Source organism: Streptomyces sp. NBRC 109706 (assembly GCF_000974485.1).
Taxonomy (GTDB): domain Bacteria; phylum Actinomycetota; class Actinomycetes; order Streptomycetales; family Streptomycetaceae; genus Streptomyces.
In genome coordinates this window covers 179332-194029 of sequence record NZ_BBOM01000014.1, presented here as the reverse complement: position 1 = coordinate 194029, position 14698 = coordinate 179332, and the positions used below count along the sequence as shown (strand labels likewise).

Annotated in this window: 12 protein-coding genes; 8 read left to right on the top strand and 4 right to left on the bottom strand. The window is 71.4% G+C overall.

The window, feature by feature from the left end:
- Nucleotides 1-66: 66 nt before the first annotated feature.
- Entirely contained in the window at nt 67-2070 is a 2004-nt protein-coding gene (locus AOM46_RS30510) for a glycoside hydrolase family 127 protein (protein WP_062217877.1), read from the bottom strand.
- A 262-nt stretch (nt 2071-2332) separates the two neighbouring features.
- On the opposite strand from AOM46_RS30510, the gene AOM46_RS30505 reads away from it, so the two are divergent.
- Together AOM46_RS30505 and AOM46_RS30500 are read left to right on the top strand one after the other, a co-directional pair.
- Complete coding sequence (locus AOM46_RS30505) at nt 2333-3385, top strand: LacI family DNA-binding transcriptional regulator (protein ID WP_062217874.1); 1053 nt, start codon at nt 2333-2335, stop codon at nt 3383-3385.
- Nucleotides 3386-3456: 71 nt separating this feature from the next.
- Nucleotides 3457-4095, top strand: a complete 639-nt coding sequence (locus AOM46_RS30500) for a DUF624 domain-containing protein (protein WP_062217871.1) — start codon at nt 3457-3459, stop codon at nt 4093-4095.
- Nucleotides 4096-4451: 356 nt separating this feature from the next.
- Here the strand turns inward: AOM46_RS30500 and AOM46_RS30495 are convergent, their stop codons facing one another.
- Entirely contained in the window at nt 4452-6404 is a 1953-nt protein-coding gene (locus AOM46_RS30495; RefSeq protein ID WP_062217868.1) for a serine/threonine-protein kinase, read from the bottom strand.
- A gap of 321 nt (nt 6405-6725) precedes the next feature.
- Between AOM46_RS30495 and AOM46_RS30490 the strand changes: the two genes are divergently transcribed.
- Nucleotides 6726-7382, top strand: a complete 657-nt coding sequence (locus AOM46_RS30490) for a nuclease-related domain-containing protein (RefSeq protein ID WP_062217865.1) — start codon at nt 6726-6728, stop codon at nt 7380-7382.
- Between the two features lie 55 nt (nt 7383-7437).
- Here AOM46_RS30490 and AOM46_RS30485 read toward each other — a convergent pair whose 3' ends face one another.
- Together AOM46_RS30485 and AOM46_RS30480 are read right to left on the bottom strand one after the other, a co-directional pair.
- The gene (locus AOM46_RS30485; protein ID WP_158920799.1) at nt 7438-9129 is read right to left on the bottom strand and encodes a serine/threonine-protein kinase; all 1692 of its coding nucleotides are present in this window, start codon (nt 9127-9129) and stop codon (nt 7438-7440) included.
- 467 nt (nt 9130-9596) lie between these two features.
- The gene (locus tag AOM46_RS30480; protein WP_062217859.1) at nt 9597-10424 is read right to left on the bottom strand and encodes a class I SAM-dependent methyltransferase; all 828 of its coding nucleotides are present in this window, start codon (nt 10422-10424) and stop codon (nt 9597-9599) included.
- Between the two features lie 73 nt (nt 10425-10497).
- Between AOM46_RS30480 and AOM46_RS30475 the strand changes: the two genes are divergently transcribed.
- The 5 genes from AOM46_RS30475 to AOM46_RS30455 all read left to right on the top strand — a co-directional run bounded on the left by AOM46_RS30475 (nt 10498) and on the right by AOM46_RS30455 (nt 14229).
- On the top strand, nt 10498-11109 hold the full coding sequence (locus AOM46_RS30475; RefSeq protein WP_062217856.1) for a TetR/AcrR family transcriptional regulator: 612 nt from the start codon (nt 10498-10500) through the stop codon (nt 11107-11109).
- A gap of 127 nt (nt 11110-11236) precedes the next feature.
- Nucleotides 11237-11644: an O-methyltransferase gene (locus AOM46_RS30470; RefSeq protein WP_062217853.1), complete on the top strand. Its 408-nt coding sequence runs from the start codon at nt 11237-11239 to the stop codon at nt 11642-11644.
- 874 nt (nt 11645-12518) lie between these two features.
- Complete coding sequence (locus tag AOM46_RS30465; protein WP_062217850.1) at nt 12519-12857, top strand: MerR family transcriptional regulator; 339 nt, start codon at nt 12519-12521, stop codon at nt 12855-12857.
- On the top strand, nt 12854-13630 hold the full coding sequence (locus AOM46_RS30460; RefSeq protein WP_199824093.1) for a hemolysin III family protein: 777 nt from the start codon (nt 12854-12856) through the stop codon (nt 13628-13630). The genes AOM46_RS30465 and AOM46_RS30460 overlap by 4 nt, the downstream gene beginning before the upstream one ends.
- Before the next feature lie 395 nt (nt 13631-14025).
- Nucleotides 14026-14229, top strand: a complete 204-nt coding sequence (locus AOM46_RS30455) for a cold-shock protein (RefSeq protein WP_062217844.1) — start codon at nt 14026-14028, stop codon at nt 14227-14229.
- The last annotated feature ends 469 nt before the right edge of the window (nt 14230-14698 follow it).

Sequence of the window (14698 nt, the reverse complement as noted above, 5' to 3'; positions counted from 1 at the left end):
TGATGTGTGATGGCCCCACCTGGGGAGGGTCCGCCGCCCCGTCCCGTGGCGCGGCGGGCGGGTCGTTCAGGGGGCCGTCGGCAGCCAGATCCGCATCGCGGACGGTGCTCGGTTGGCCCAGGCGTAGTAGGGGATCGCGGTGAGCGTCAGCGGCGGGTCCTCGGGCGCGGGGGCGGTGCCGGCGGCGTCGTGGTAGGGCCACCACGGTGCCGCGTCGTCCACGGGGCGGGGCCGTGGGCGGGCGGTGAGGGTGAGGCCGGTGACGCCGCCGGGCAGATCGTCCCGTTCGGCGAGGCCGAGGCCGGCCCCCTGGTCCACCACGAGATCGTCCAGCCCCAGTCCTTCGGCCGGCGGCGGCTGGTCGATCGCCTCCACGCAGTAGACGAGCGGCCCCCGTTCGACGGCCACACAGCCGCGCGCCGCGTCGATCCGGGGGTCGGCCGCCGTGAAGCGGGGCGTGAGGTCGAGGGTCAGCTCGACGGTGTCCCCGGCCGTCCAGGTGCGGGTCAGCCGCAGCCAGCCGTCCAGGAGCCGCCACGAACCCGCCGGCGCCGCCGCCCCGTTGACGGTCAGCCGCCAGCCGGTGGCGGACCAGTGGGGGACGCGCAGCGCGAGGGTCCAGGGCGCGGTGCCGGTCTCCTCGAAGGTGAACGCGATCCGCCCGTCGCGGGGATAGTCGGTGGCCACCCGCAGCGCGACCCGGGCGCCGGCGACCGGCGCGCTGACGGTGCCGGCGGCGTACTGGTGGATCTGGAGAGCGGTGCCGTCGGCCGAGGTGGTGGCGAGGTAGCCGGGCAGGGAGGCGAGCAGCCGCATGATGTTGGGCGGGCAGCAGGCGCAGGAGAACCACGGGGTGCGGTGCGGGGACGTCCCCTCCTGGTCGGCGTGTCCGTCCCTGACGTGGAGCGGGTTGTCGTAGAGATAGGTGTCGCCCTGGAGGGAGACGCCGCAGAGCACCGCGTTGTAGAGGGTGCGTTCGGCCAGGTCGGCGTAGCGGGCCTCGCCGGTGAGCAGCGCCATCCGCCATTCGAACTGGAAGGCCGCGATGGCGGCGCAGGTCTCGGCGTAGGCGCGTTCGTGGGGCAGTTCGTAGGGGTGGCCGAAGCCCTCGTCGCTGTGGTGGGCGCCGATGCCGCCGGTCAGATAGCTCTGCCGCGCGGCCATGTCCGCCCACAACCGCTCGGCGGCGGCGCGGAGTTCGGTCTCGCCGGTCTCGGCGGCCAGATCGGCGACGCCGGCCAGGAGATAGAGCTGCCGCACCGCGTGGCCGGTGACGGCGGGGGCCTCGCGGACGGGCAGATGGTCCTGGCAGTAGCCGGGGCGACCCGGCCCCTTGGTGCCCCCGGGCGGGAAGGCGCCGCCGTAGCGGCCGACGAAGGAGCCGGCCAGCGCGGTGTAGCGGGGATCGCCGGTCTCGCGGGCGAGTTCGACCAGCGCGGTCTCGATCTCGGGGTGCCCGTCGACGCGGTCGGCCAGCCCGCCGGGACCGCCGGGCCCGAAGGCGTCGACAAGATGGTCGGCGAACCGCACGGCCACATCGAGGAGTTCGCGTTCGCCGGTGGTCCGGTGGTGGGCGACGGCGGCCTGGATCAGATGGCCGGCGGTGTACAGCTCATGCCCCCAGCGCAGCTCGCTGAAGTGCTCGGTCTCCGGCCTGGCGACCTGGTAGTAGGAGTTGAGGTAGCCGGAGGGCTGCTGTGCGTCGGCCAGCAGGCGGGCGATCTCCCGTATCCGGTCGGTCAGTTCGGCGGCCAGTTCGGGATCGGTGGTCGGGTCGCCCAGCTGCCAGCCGGCGGCCTCCAGCCACTTGTGGACATCGGTGTCCATGAACGGCACGTCGCCCTCGTAGCCGGTGGTTTCGCCGGCGGCGGCGCGCCGCAGATTGCGGAGATTGCCGGCCTCGGCCAGCCGCTCGGGGCCCTGGGCGATGCTCACCCGGGCGTTGACGTCGCGCCGTTCGGCCCAGAACCCCGCCGTGACGGTGGTGCGGGCGGCGGGCGTCAGCGTGGTGTGGGCCCCGGCGGTGGGGCGCACGGGCACGGGGCTCGGGGGATGGCTGGAGGAGGACATCTGCGGCTCCGGACGAGACGGCGTGGACGGTGTGGGAGGGCCGCGGGGGCTTGGTACCACGGCCCGGAGAACAGCCTGGGAAACATGGGGAAACCCATTTCCTGAGCCGGGACTCTAGGAGTGCCGCCCTGCCGAGTCAACGGTTGTGCACAGGAACGCTCAAAGGCTCGCAGGTCCATGGTCATTGGGCGGGTGCCATGGCATCATGGCCCCGGCGCGACCCGGTTCGCACCGGGCTCACCAAGGAGGAAAAGGGTTTCGCATGGCAGGAAGCTCGCGGCGGGCGGAGGAGCGGCGCGCCGCCACGCTCAGCGATGTGGCGTCCCTGGCGGGGGTCTCTTCGAGCACCGCCTCCAAGGCGCTCAACGGCAGGGGCAACCTGCGTCCCGAGACCAGGGACCGGGTGGCCGAGGCGGCCAGGAAGCTGGGCTTCCAGCCCAACGAGGCCGCCCGCAGCCTGCTCTCCGGCCGCACCTACACCGTCGGGCTGATCACCACCGACAGCGTCGGCCGGTTCAGCCTGCCGGTGCTGCTCGGCGCCGAGGACGCGCTGGGCGCCGGCCGGATCTCCGTCTTCCTCTGCGACACCAGGGGCGACGCCATCCGTGAACAGCACTATGTGAACACGCTGTTGGCGCGCCGGATCGACGGGCTGATCGTCACCGGACGGCGCACCGACGCCCGTCCACCGCTGCCACTGCCCTCCCCGGTGCCCGTGGTCTACGCCTTCGGCCCCTCGATCGATCCGAGCGACGCCTCGGTGGTGCCCGACGACGCGGGCGGCGCCCGCCTGGTGGTGGAGCATCTGATCGACACCGGACGCCGGCGGATCGCCCACCTCACCGGGCCCGTTCACCACGCGGCGGCCGGCGCCAGGGCCGACCACGCGGCGCGCGCCCTCGCCGACGCCGGCCTGGAGTTCGCCGGCGGACGGGCGCTGTTCGGCGAGTGGTCCGAGGCCTGGGGCCGCCAGGGGGTGCACGCGGCGCTGCGGGCCGACCCCGGCCTTGACGCCGTCTTCTGCGGCAGCGACCAGATCGCCCGCGGCGTGGCGGACGCGCTGCGGGAGGCCGGCCGCCGCGTGCCCGAGGACATCGCGCTGGCCGGCTACGACAACTGGGAGGTCATGGCGGCCGCCACCCGTCCGCCGTTGACCACCGTCGACATGAACCTGGCCGAGGTCGGGCGCACCGCCGCGCTCCGACTGATGGAGGCCATCGAGGGACGCCCGGGGCGGGGCGTGGAGTCCGTGCCCAGCCGGCTGGTGGTCCGCGAGTCCACCGCCGCCGGCCCCCCGACCGCCGTGGACGGTTGAACGGAACGGAGCCGCATCGAGACATCGTGGTCGGACCGCGTGCGCGCGTCCGACCGGGTGGGAGGAGTGCCATGCACCAGGACAACCCCTTGGTCCGAGGGCTGACCCGACTCGCCGACCTGGTCGCCGCGGGACTGCTGTGGACGCTCGCGGCCCTGCCGCTGCTGACGCTGCCCGCCGCCACCACGGGCCTGTGCGCGGTGGCGGACGGCTGGGCCAGGGGCCAGTCCCCGCCGGTCTGGCGGACCTTTGTCGACGCCTTCCGCCACCGGTTCGTCCGAGGGGCGACGGTGGGCGGGGTACTCGCCTCGGGGGCGGCCCTGGCGGTGACGGACCTGGCGTTCGGGCTGCACGCCGACGGGGCCCCGCTGCGGCTGGCGGTACTGACCGCCGGGGTGGCTCTGGCGGTGGCGGTACTGCTCGCGGGCGTCTTCGCGTTCCCGCTGCTGGCCCTGACGGACGACCCCGCCATCCCCCTGCTGCGGAACGCCGCGCTGCTCGCCTGCGCCCATCCGCTGTGCGCGCTCGCCACCTGCGTGACGACGGCAGCGGTCGCGGCGGTGAGTCTGGCCGCGCCGGCGCTGCTGCCGCTCGCGGTCGCGGCGGGCGCTGCCGTGGTGGCCCGCCTGACCCGACTCGCCGTCACCCGCGTCCGCACGGCTCCGACGCGTGCCCCCCGCCGCGCGCCCGTCGGCGGCGCGTCGGCCTGACCACATGCCTCAGCCGGGCACGTCGACGACCGGCCCGCCGTCGATGATGAGATCCCGACCGTTGGCAGAGGAGCCGTCGGACGAGGCGGGAAACGCCACCGCTTCGGGCGCCCGAAGCGGCCAGCGACGATAGCGGCGGTAGCGCGCCGGCCGGGTCCATCGTGCCGGGGTCGGCGATGTCGGCCACCAACCCACCGGCTGCGGGTTCGAGTTCACCGTCGCCGGCCCATGCCGCCATACGCCCGGTCGCTCGGTCGCTCGGAGGGAACGTGGGCCTCGTTGACCGTTCGCCGCCGCGATGCGCCGGCACGCGAGGTGGGGAGACCGTTCGTTCCCCCGGTGGCGCCGTGGCCCGGTCAGTCGCCGGCGTTGACCGTGGCCGTCTCCAGGGCCAGCCCCGGCACGCCCCACTCGTTCAGGATGTCCGCGTGGGTACCGTCGTCGATCAGCTGCTGGACCGCCAGGCGCAGCGCGTCACGCAGCTCCTCCTCCCCCGCGGGGAGCATGATGCCGTGCGGTTCGACGGCGAACTGCCGCTCCGAGACCGCCATCCCGCTGTTCGGATGCCCGCCCAGGAAGTGCTGCGCGTTGGAGTAGGGCAGCAGCGCCGCCGGGTGTTCGCCGAGGTTGATCAGATGGACCATCTCGTCCAGGGTGTCCAGGGTTTCGACGGCGAAACGCTCGTCGCAGTCGTCGTTGACCTCCTCCAGCACCCCCAGGATGTCGTCGGTCTCCCAGGTGGTGACCGACCGGCCGCACAGGTCGGCCAGGGTGATGTCCTCCTGGCCCTCGGGGACGACGAGGACCAGACCCTCCTGGAAGTGGTCGACATAGTCCACGTCCAGTTCCGCCCGCTTGGCGGCCGTGTCCCGGAACGCCCCGAGACCGATCACCGGCGGCTCGCCCGCCCCGCTGGCCGAGACCTCCCGCACCAGCCGGTTGTAGTCGGTGACCGTCGTCATCTCCAGCTCCACGCCCAGCAGTTCGCCCAGCGCCTCCACCATGTCCCGCTCCACGCCGATCACCTCACCGTCGGCTCCGGCGAAGGACAGCGGGGAGGACCAGGTGCCGAGACCGACCCTGAGGGTGCCGGCCTCCCGCACCTCCTCGGGCAGCGACGAGGGCGGCGGCGGGTCGTCGGCCGTCCCGGTCTCCCCGGTCTCCCCGGTCTCCCCGGTATCCGAGGTGTCGCCACCCCCGGCGGCGGATGTGCCGTCCTCCCAGGGGCGGTTGACGACCGTCACCAGGCCCACGACGAGCAACAGGGCCCCCAGGGCGGCGCCGACCAGCAGCGCCCCGCGTGAACCAGCGGCGGGGGAACGGTCGGCGTCCGGGGAATCCGACGGCCGCGCGGTGGCGGTCTCCTCGCCCGGCGGCGGGCCGGAGCCGCCGACCTCGGTGGGGTGCGGCCCGTCGAGGGAGAGCAGATCGGCGGCGTCCCTGCCCAGTTGGGAGGTGAGGGGAGCCGGCAGCCAGACCCGGCTGTCGCCGGCGCGCTCGGCCGCGAGCCGGCTGATCTCCGGCAGCGACGGGCGCCCGGCCGGGTCCTTGCTGAGACAGCGTTCGGTCAGCTCGCGCAACGGACCGGTCAACGGGCCGGATTCGGGGCCGAGTTCGGGAGGCTCGTGGAGCACCCGGTACAGGACGGTGTGCAGGGAGGGCTGGTCACGGGCGAAGGGCGGGAAGCCGGTGGCGGCATGGGCCAGGACGGCGCCGAGGGCGAAGACGTCGGCCGCGACGGTGATGTGTTCGCCCCGGACCTGTTCGGGCGCCATATAGCCGGGGGACCCGACCATGGCGCCCGTGCGGGTGGCCCTGCTCGCGTCCGCCGCCCGCACGATGCCGAAGTCGATCACCCTGGGGCCGTTCAGGGTGATCAGGATGTTGGACGGCTTGAGGTCCCGGTGGATCAGCCCCTTGGCGTGGATGTCGGTCAACGCCAGGGTGAGCCCGTGGAGCAGGGCCCAGAGGGTGGGACGCGGCAGCGGGCCGTACTCGCCGGTCACGGTCGCGAGGGAGGGGCCCGGGACATAACCGGTGGCGACCCAGGGCACGGCGGACTCGGTGTCGCTGTCGAGCACCGGCGCCGTCCACTCGCCGCTGACGCGCCGGGCGGCGTCGATCTCGCGCCGGAAACGCAGACGGAACTCCGGGTCGGAGGCCAACTCCTGACGGACCAGCTTGATCGCCGCCAGCCGCCCGCCGGGCGCACGCCCGAGGAACACCTGACCCATGCCGCCCTCCCCGAGCTGCCCGAGCAGCCGGTAGGGGCCGACCTGCGACGGTTGCCCCGGGCGCAGTGATCGCAAGGCAGCGGCCTCCTCTCCTCCAGGAAAGTGCCCAGGGCCGGCCCGACGGCAAACCACCACGGCGTTCGCGGACGGTCAACTCCCCGGAGCCCGAGGCTGTGGCCACGGCTCGGCCGGGAGCCCGCTGGTCCCACGTCGGCCCCACCGGGCGGCGCCCGCCGAAGGAACGGGAACCCTCGGCCCGGCGGGCCCGTGAGGGCTGGACTCGCGGACCACCAACTCGGGACGGAAGACCGGATTCCGGTGCTCCTGCGACCCGCTGGCCCGGTCCTCCCCTCCGGCGGCAAGTGGCCTGCTACACAGGGGAGTTACGCTGAGCGGATGGGTGAGTTCCTACTGGTGGCCCTCCTGTTCCTGCTGGTGGCCGGCCTGGCCTCCTGGACAGCCGGAGGGTCCCGCAAACGTCGGCGCCCCGCCTCCCCCCGTGGCCCACGCCGCCGGCCCCCGGTCGCCGGGCCCCGCCCTCCGCTCACGGCGGAGGAGTCGGCCGGCCAGGAGGCGCGCCACCGGGCCGGAGACGTCGGCGAGCGACGCACCGCGCTGCTGCTGGGCGAGTTGGGCACCGAGTGGAGCGTGCTGCACGACCGGGCTCTGCCCCGCGGGCGGGCGAACATCGACCACCTCCTGATCACCCCGGCCGCCGCCGTCATCAATGTGGACAGCAAGATGTGGTCGGCGAAAAGCGGCAACGTCCATGAGCGGAACGGACGAGTCTTCCACGGCGTGGTGGACCGCACCGGGAGCGTGGAGGCGGCCCGGTACGAGTCGAACCAGGCCGCGCTGGCGCTGGGCCGACCGGTCGCCACCGTCATCGCGGTGCACCGCGCCCGCATAACCGGCGGTCAGATCACTCTCCCCGGCGTTCTGATCGTCCCCGCGCACGACCTGGTCGCGCTCGTGCGGCAGATCGACCACGCCATAGGCCCTGCCAACCCCTCCCTCGCCCGCCTCCTGCCCCCCTACCCCGGCCACCCGTGAAGGGAGGCCGGCCCGGGCACGTCCACCGAGCCCTTTGGCCCTTGCCCCCGCACCGTCAGGGCGCGGCAGCCTTCCGGCTGATACCGACGACGATCGTCATCGCGACCGTGGCCGCGAACCACATACCGCCACCCTTGAGGAGCGCCACCCACCATGCCTCACCCGTGGCCAGCAGGAGTCCGGCCCCGGTCCCGCCGATCGCCCATCCGGCGGCGTTGGCGACCCGTGCCGCCTGCGGCAGGGAAACGAAGATGACGCCACTGCCGTTGGGCACATGGTCCATGTCATCGAGCCCGAGTTCCGTGACGACCATGGAGAGGACACCGACGGCCAGACTGAACAAGGGCACCCAGAGGGTGTGCAGTACCAGGGCCCACCACGGTGCGGGCCATGCTCCGATCCAACCGACGATCAACGCGGCGGGGACCGAGAGAAGAACCAGCCCGACCTGCCAGTCGATGTCATCCCCGGTCCCCGTCGGTCGATATCGCACATAGCGGCCGAACCACCACCAGGCGATCACAACGGTTGCGAGGGTGACCGTGGCCGACAGGGCGAAGTCGTATCCGCCGAACCACAGCAGGGAGGCGAGGACTCCGATGCCGAGTCCGATGCTCCCCATGAAGCGCATGGCCCGTTGCTCCCTGGCGGTGAGCGCACCGGACGGGAGGTCCCCTCGGACCAACACGCGTTTCTGCGCCAACTCGCGGTAGCGGGCACGCGTCTGCCGGTCCTCGGGTCGGCTCGGCAGCCAGTCCGACTCGGCGTCCTCCTCGGGGCCCGGCGCGCGAAGTGGCGGGGTCTCGGCCGGCGCCTCGGGAATCGTCGGCATCACATGTCGCCGCGCGGCGTCGACCCCCGGGGCCACCTCCGACGGCGTGTGCCGGACATCGCGGGGAGTACCGTCCGACGTGGCCCAGCGTTCGATCCGGCGGCTCACGTCCTGGGCACTCCGTGGCCGTCGGTCGGGCTGCTTCTCCAGCAGGTCCATGATCAGCGCGTCCCAGTGGGGCGGCAGATCGGGCCGAACCTGTCGTGGCCGGACCGGCCGTTCCGTGGCGTGCAGGAGGGCGGCCTTGGGCCCGGTACCGAACGGTGGGCCTCCGGTGGCCAACGTGTACAGCACGCAGCCGAGAGAGTAGAGGTCGCTGCTTCCGTTGGGAGGTCGGCCATCTATCTGTTCGGGCGACATATAGGCGAACGTGCCGATCAGATGGCCGGTCGCCGTGACGGTGGTGAAATCCGAGGTGCCCTCAAGAAACCGCGCGATCCCGAAGTCCAGCACCTTGATCCGCCCGTCCTCGCACAACCAGAGGTTCTCGGGCTTCAGATCACGGTGCACGACCCCGCCTTCGTGGGCGACCCGGAGCGCGGCACAGATCTGCACGGTCCACGTTCCCAGCTCGCTCAGCCGAGGTAACCCTGTCTCCAGCCGGCGGTTCAACGGCTGGCCCCGGAGAAGTTCCATCACGAGGTAGAGCACGGTGTGCCCGTTCACCCGGGCCTGACCGGAGTCGTGCACCGTGACGATATGCGGGCTGTTGAGCCCGGCCGCCGCCGCGGCCTCACGCACGAACCGCCGCGCCTCCTCGACGGAGACCTCCTCCCCGATGGCAAGGCCGCTGAGTGTCTTGACCGCGACCTCCCTGCGCAGCCGCTGGTCCCGGGCCCGCCACACCACGCCCATGCCGCCCCGGCCGATGCGTTCCACCAGAAGGTAGCGATCGCCGAGCAGTGTTCCCTGCATGTACCCCACACGCCCCTTCCCTCATGGACCCGGGCCAGGCCCACTCTCCCCCTGCCCGGTGCTCCGCGGTCCCCAACGCTATCGCCCTTCACTCCCTTCATGACCTTGAAAGGAGACAGGGGCACGGTGCGGTGGTACATCACCGACGGGGCCGTAACACCGTGCGGGACGGCGGGATTTGAACCGTCGACCCTTCCCCCCAGATCATTGCGGGAGGCGTATGTGCGGTTCATGGCGTGTGGTGCGCGTGCCCTGACTCGTGGCGTGGCCGGTGTGTGGTCCCCGGGAGCCGGGCATCGTTCAGGTCAAAGAGCGGGCTGCCGGACCATCACCCGAGGGAAACCACCGGGGATACAGCGACTCACGGAGAACGTCGCGACCAGAACGAGGGGGCGAGTAGGAGAAGTATCCGGCGTGAGCAACCGCTGGGCGGATTCCCGCGTCGGCGGCGTCTTGGTGGCTGGGCTTCAGGGGGTGCCGGCGCGTACGGCGGTTGTGGCCAGGGTGGTGTACCGCATGGTGAAGCGCCCGCCCAGGGAGTCGATGGCGTTGCCGACTGCGTCCAGTATCTCGGCCAGCTGTTCCGGGCGGAGTTGGGTGAGGCCGCCGGTGGTGGGGAGCAGGTCCAGCCATTGGTCGCGTGTGTAGGACTGTTCCCAGTCGAATCGCCACTGTTCGGGATCGTTGAACTGTTCGGTCTCGCGGATCCTGTCGGCGGACTTCGCGTATGCCGCCTGATAGAAGTCGAGCGGGCGTCGGGCCGGTTGGCCGCTGAGCGGGGAGTCGGGCGCCGCCCGACGGTAGGCGGCGGCGAAGGGTTCGGCCACCTCGGCGGGCGGCTCGTATACGTGCCCGAAGATCGCCAGCCGTCCGTCCGGACGCAGCACACGTGCCGCTTTCACGGCGCCGGCGGCCGGATCCACCCAGTGCCACGACTGGGCGGCGATGACCGTGTCGAACGTCCGGCCGGCCGGCTGCCAGGCTTCGAAGGCCGCCACCTCGACCCGCAGGCCATGGGCTCGTGCGAAGTCGGCCATCCGCGCATCGGGTTCGACGCCGAGCACGGTGCAGCCCGCGGCCTGGAACTGTCGGGCCGCGATGCCGGTGCCGCAGCCGATGTCGAGCACGTCAGGCCCGGGGCTGCCGGTGACGATCCGTGCCACCAACGCGTCGGGGTAGCCGGGCCGGGCCTGGTCGTAGCGTTGCGCGTCCACGCCGAACGACTCGGCCATCCGCCGGGCCTCGTGCGGCTGTGCCGGGGACGGTTCTGGTTGCTCTCGCGATAGGGTGGGCATGCGCCCACCTTAGTGGGCGCATGCCCACTAGGCAACGGGCGCCAGAGGGCGGACCGCACGAGAGGACCTGTGAGTGCCGACCGGGACACACCTTCGCGATGCGCGGCGGCAGCTGTTCGACGCCGCCGAACGCGTGCTGCTGCGGGACGGGCCGAACGGGCTGACCAGCAGGGCCGTCACCGACGAGGCGGGCTGCGCCAAAGGCGTTCTGCACCGGCACTTCAGCGACTTCGACGCCTTCCTCGCCGACCTCGTGCTCGACCGGGCCGCGCGGCTTGAGAGGCAGGCGGGTGTACTGCGCGAGTCCGCCGGCACCGGCACGGTGGCCGACAACCTCACCAGCGTGCTGACCATCCTCTTCGGACCGATCCCGGTGGCGATCATCCCGCTCATCACCTTCCGGGACGAGCTGCGCGCACGACTCCGGAAGGCGAGGCCCGGAGGCGGCATCGCGATCCTGGCCCAGGCCACGACGGCGGTCTCCGCCTACCTGGCCGACGAGCGTGAACTGGGCCGCATCGCGGCCGACGCCGACATCGATTCGCTCACCCTCTCCCTGGTCGGTGGCGGGCATCTCCTCTTCGCGGACCGCGACTCCGACCCGCCGGCCACGGCGGTCGTCAACAAGCTCGTGACGGCGGTCATCGCCGACGCGGTGCAACGACGAGGGCCGAGGAGCCCCTGAACTGTCCACGGGGATAGGTCGGCAGCGTCGAGAACGCGTGTCAACCATCAACGTCGGCGAACGACCGTGTCGACGCCGTCCTTGTACCGCGGGGCGGAGTCGGGTCGCAGCAGCGCCGGTTGGCTCGGTGAACGAGGCCGTCGGGGACCGGATCGACCTGCGGCTGGGCCCGGCACTGGACACGCTGCGATCCATGCCCGCCGAGCCCGCCTACGACTTGGCGTTCATCGACGCTGACTACCTGAACTACACGGCCTATTGGGAGGTAGTCGTACCCCGGGCCAGGTCGGGCGGCGCCATCCTGGTCGACAAGATGCCCTACCAGGCCCGGCTGATCGACCCGGACGACACCGCCGACACCATCCGAGCGGTGCGGGAACTCGACGAACGCATCCGCGCCGACGATCGCGTGGAGGTCGGGGGTGCGCGTGCGCCGCCGCCATGGCGAAGGGCGTCGGTGACGAGCTCCGGGAGGTCCCGGGCACCCTCGCGCGCGCGGGCGACGGGTGCCGCGGAGCGGGACTCGCGACGTTGACGCGCGCCGTGTCCATCAGGCGCCCCCGGCCTCCGGACCGTCAGTGCCCGCTGTCGTCTGTGCGTGGCCTGTGCCCGTCATGTGGCCCGCCAACCCGGTTTGCCTCCTTCCGTCACCGTTCGGGCATTCGCTGTTCGAGGTCGATAACCTCGCTGCCGAACACGCGAAAAACTATGCCGGCCGCAGTAGACATTGGGTTGTGCTCGTGGTTATGGTTCTCTCGTAGTCGAGACCGAGCAGGGCGCGGCAGATGATGAACTGCCGAGCAGCAGTACCGCGGTCGCAGTTCGTAGGACGGCGCGGGAGTGGAGTTCCGAAGCCAGGTTGTCGCAGGAGGGCGACGGGGCTGGCTCCCGCATCGGGTGGCCCGTGGTGTTCAGGGGCCACCGTGCGCACCGCCGTGGCCCACGCGGCAGTGGCAGGCGTGGATCACAGTGCACAGCAGTGAAGTGAGTGGAACCTCGGTGAAGGCGTCGGCTGCGGACGCGCGCACCGGGAGGTTGGACAGCGGGACCCCACGCCAGGGTAGACGCAGGACGGGCGACGGGCCCGCTGCCGAAGGTGGCGCTACGGCAGGCCGCCGAGCGGTACCGCCCGTAGGTAAGTGATTGATCCAAGAGGGAGTAACGGAGGAGCCAGGCACCATCAGGATCGCCCGGGCTGAGGTTCAGGGCCTGGGTACCGCAGGACATCGATAGTGAGGTGGTCTCCGGTCAAGCAACCGCGATCCCCGCATCCCCGGCAGCGTCACGGTCGGGTTTGCGGATACAGAAGGCCGGCACAGCGGTAAGGCCGGCAGATGGTAAAGCAGTTCCTTCGGGGTCCTGGTGCCGTCCGGCACCAGGACCCCTCGACGCGTTCACAGAGAGGTGCGATGACAGCGAACGACTCGTTCGACCGTCTCGATGACGACGACTACCCCGCCTACACGATGGGCCGGGCAGCCGAGATACTCGGAACCACCCAGGGCTTCCTGCGGGCCATCGGCGAAGCCCGCCTGATCACCCCGCTGCGGTCGCAGGGCGGCCATCGCCGCTACTCCCGCTACCAACTGCGCATCGCCGCCCGAGCCCGGGAACTGGTCGACCAGGGCACCCCCATCGAGGCCGCCTGCCGCATCATCATCCTTGAGGACCAACTTGAGGAAGCCCGGCGCATCAACGCCGAACACCACCGCAAAGCGTCCCAGTCCCAGCCCACGACCGGCACATGACCCGCGGTTCGCGGCCGTCCGCCGTCTCCCCTGCCCCCGTTCCAGCCGTTCCCGCCGATTCCACGGATGAGCGCACGCCCGCCGCCGACCCGACACCCCGATTGACAGGCGCCGCCCCGGAAAGCGGGCTGGAGCGCACGACGGCCGCGTTGAAACCGAGGATGCGGGGCTGGCTGCACGCCGGGGTGTTCCCCCTCGCGCTGGTCGGCGGTGTTGTCCTGATCGCCCTCGCGCGCTCGGCGGCGGCGGTGGCGGCCTGCTCGGTGTACGCGCTGTCGGCCTGCCTGCTCTTCGGAACCAGTGCGCTGTACCACCGGGGAACGTGGGGCCCGCGGGGGGAGGCCGTGATGCGGCGGTTGGACCACGCGAACATCTTCCTGATCATCGCCGGCACCTACACGCCGCTCGCCGTCATGCTGTTGCCCACCGGACAGCGGCAGGTGCTGCTTTCCGTGGTCTGGGGCGGGGCCCTGGCCGGTATCGCCTTCCGCGTCTGGTGGATCGGCGCACCGCGCTGGCTCTACACCCTCTGCTATATCGCCCTGGGCTGGGCGGCCGTCTTCTACCTGCCCGACTTCGCGCGCACCGGCGGCACCACCGTGGTCGTGCTCATGATCGCCGGTGGCGTGCTCTATACCGCGGGCGCCGTCGTCTACGGGCTCGGGCGCCCCGATCCCTCACCGAGTTGGTTCGGCTTCCACGAGGTCTTCCACGCGCTCACCATCGCCGCCTTCGCCTCCCACTACGCGGCCATCCTCCTGGGAACCAGCTGACGCTGGCAGGCGGTTCTCTTCGCCCACCCCGGGGCGGCGGTCTGCTGTGACGCGCGCGTCCGGGCGTTCCGGGGGAGGCGACCGACCGCTCCAGAAACGCGGCGCCCCGGACATACCAATACCTGTGGCCGCCGGACGAGGATTTGCTGTGCCGCGTGGAAAGTGTTCCTACCCTCCTGAGCAGGGTGCCGGAATCGACCGGACCCGCGTCCTTCCCGCCTGCTACTGTCAATGTCAGTTGCAGTTGTGGTTCCCGAAAATTGGACGCCCCCTCGGTCTTTTCCGTCACCGGGAGCGTTCTGTGTTTCCGGTCACCCTCCGGGCGGGGCATCATCGCGGCGACCCGGTATCCGCGGACCGCGGATACCGGCGTACTGCCCCAAAGGAGATATGACATGGCGTCCGGCACTGTGAAGTGGTTCAACGCGGCCAGGGGCTTCGGTTTCATCGAGCAGGACGGCGGCGGCGCCGATGTGTTCGCCCACTTCTCCAACATCGCCGCCCAAGGCCTGCGCGAGCTGTTCGAAGGGCAGAAGGTCACCTTCGACATCGCGTCAGGCCCGAAGGGTCCGATGGCCGAGAACATCGTTCCCGTCTGACGCTGACGCGTACCTCGTAGTCGGAGGCCGCATCCCTCCGGGTGCGGGCACAGCCATGGGAATTCCCCGATGTTTCGGCCGGGCGAGCACGCGCCCGCCGACCATTCTCCAGGAATGCGGAAATCCCCGTATCCACACTCGTCGACGCCCTTTGGTGAACGTCCCGACGATGTGACGACAATGCACCGACCGTACCCGTACAACATTCTGTTCGGCCCCTTCCCGTGATTCCCCGCGCCGATTTTCCGCTGCGAGAGTTCCTTGATGCGTGCCGTGTCAAGGAAGGTCCTCCCTTGAATTCCGCACGCACGAACAACCGCACCTCCCGAACGACTGAGGTTTTTTGTGATCCGCGCGTCGACCACAGCGCCCGGTCGGTTCGGAGCTGCGGCCATGGGTCGGCGTGGAATGTCCCGTAACGGGTCGAGGACTTGCTGGGCGCCCGAGGACTCCGAGGCTGTCCTCAGCG

Excerpts from the sequence above, each read along its gene's own strand:
- AOM46_RS30490 (WP_062217865.1), top strand. The coding sequence starts at position 6,726 with ATGGGTGAGTTCCTACTGGTGGCCCTCCTGTTCCTGCTGGTGGCCGGC.
- AOM46_RS30510 (WP_062217877.1), bottom strand. The coding sequence starts at position 2,070 with ATGTCCTCCTCCAGCCATCCCCCGAGCCCCGTGCCCGTGCGCCCCACC.
- AOM46_RS30505 (WP_062217874.1), top strand. The coding sequence starts at position 2,333 with ATGGCAGGAAGCTCGCGGCGGGCGGAGGAGCGGCGCGCCGCCACGCTC.
- AOM46_RS30485 (WP_158920799.1), bottom strand. The coding sequence starts at position 9,129 with ATGCAGGGAACACTGCTCGGCGATCGCTACCTTCTGGTGGAACGCATC.
- AOM46_RS30455 (WP_062217844.1), top strand. The coding sequence starts at position 14,026 with ATGGCGTCCGGCACTGTGAAGTGGTTCAACGCGGCCAGGGGCTTCGGT.
- AOM46_RS30465 (WP_062217850.1), top strand. The coding sequence starts at position 12,519 with ATGACAGCGAACGACTCGTTCGACCGTCTCGATGACGACGACTACCCC.
- AOM46_RS30500 (WP_062217871.1), top strand. The coding sequence starts at position 3,457 with ATGCACCAGGACAACCCCTTGGTCCGAGGGCTGACCCGACTCGCCGAC.
- AOM46_RS30460 (WP_199824093.1), top strand. The coding sequence starts at position 12,854 with ATGACCCGCGGTTCGCGGCCGTCCGCCGTCTCCCCTGCCCCCGTTCCA.
- AOM46_RS30480 (WP_062217859.1), bottom strand. The coding sequence starts at position 10,424 with ATGCCCACCCTATCGCGAGAGCAACCAGAACCGTCCCCGGCACAGCCG.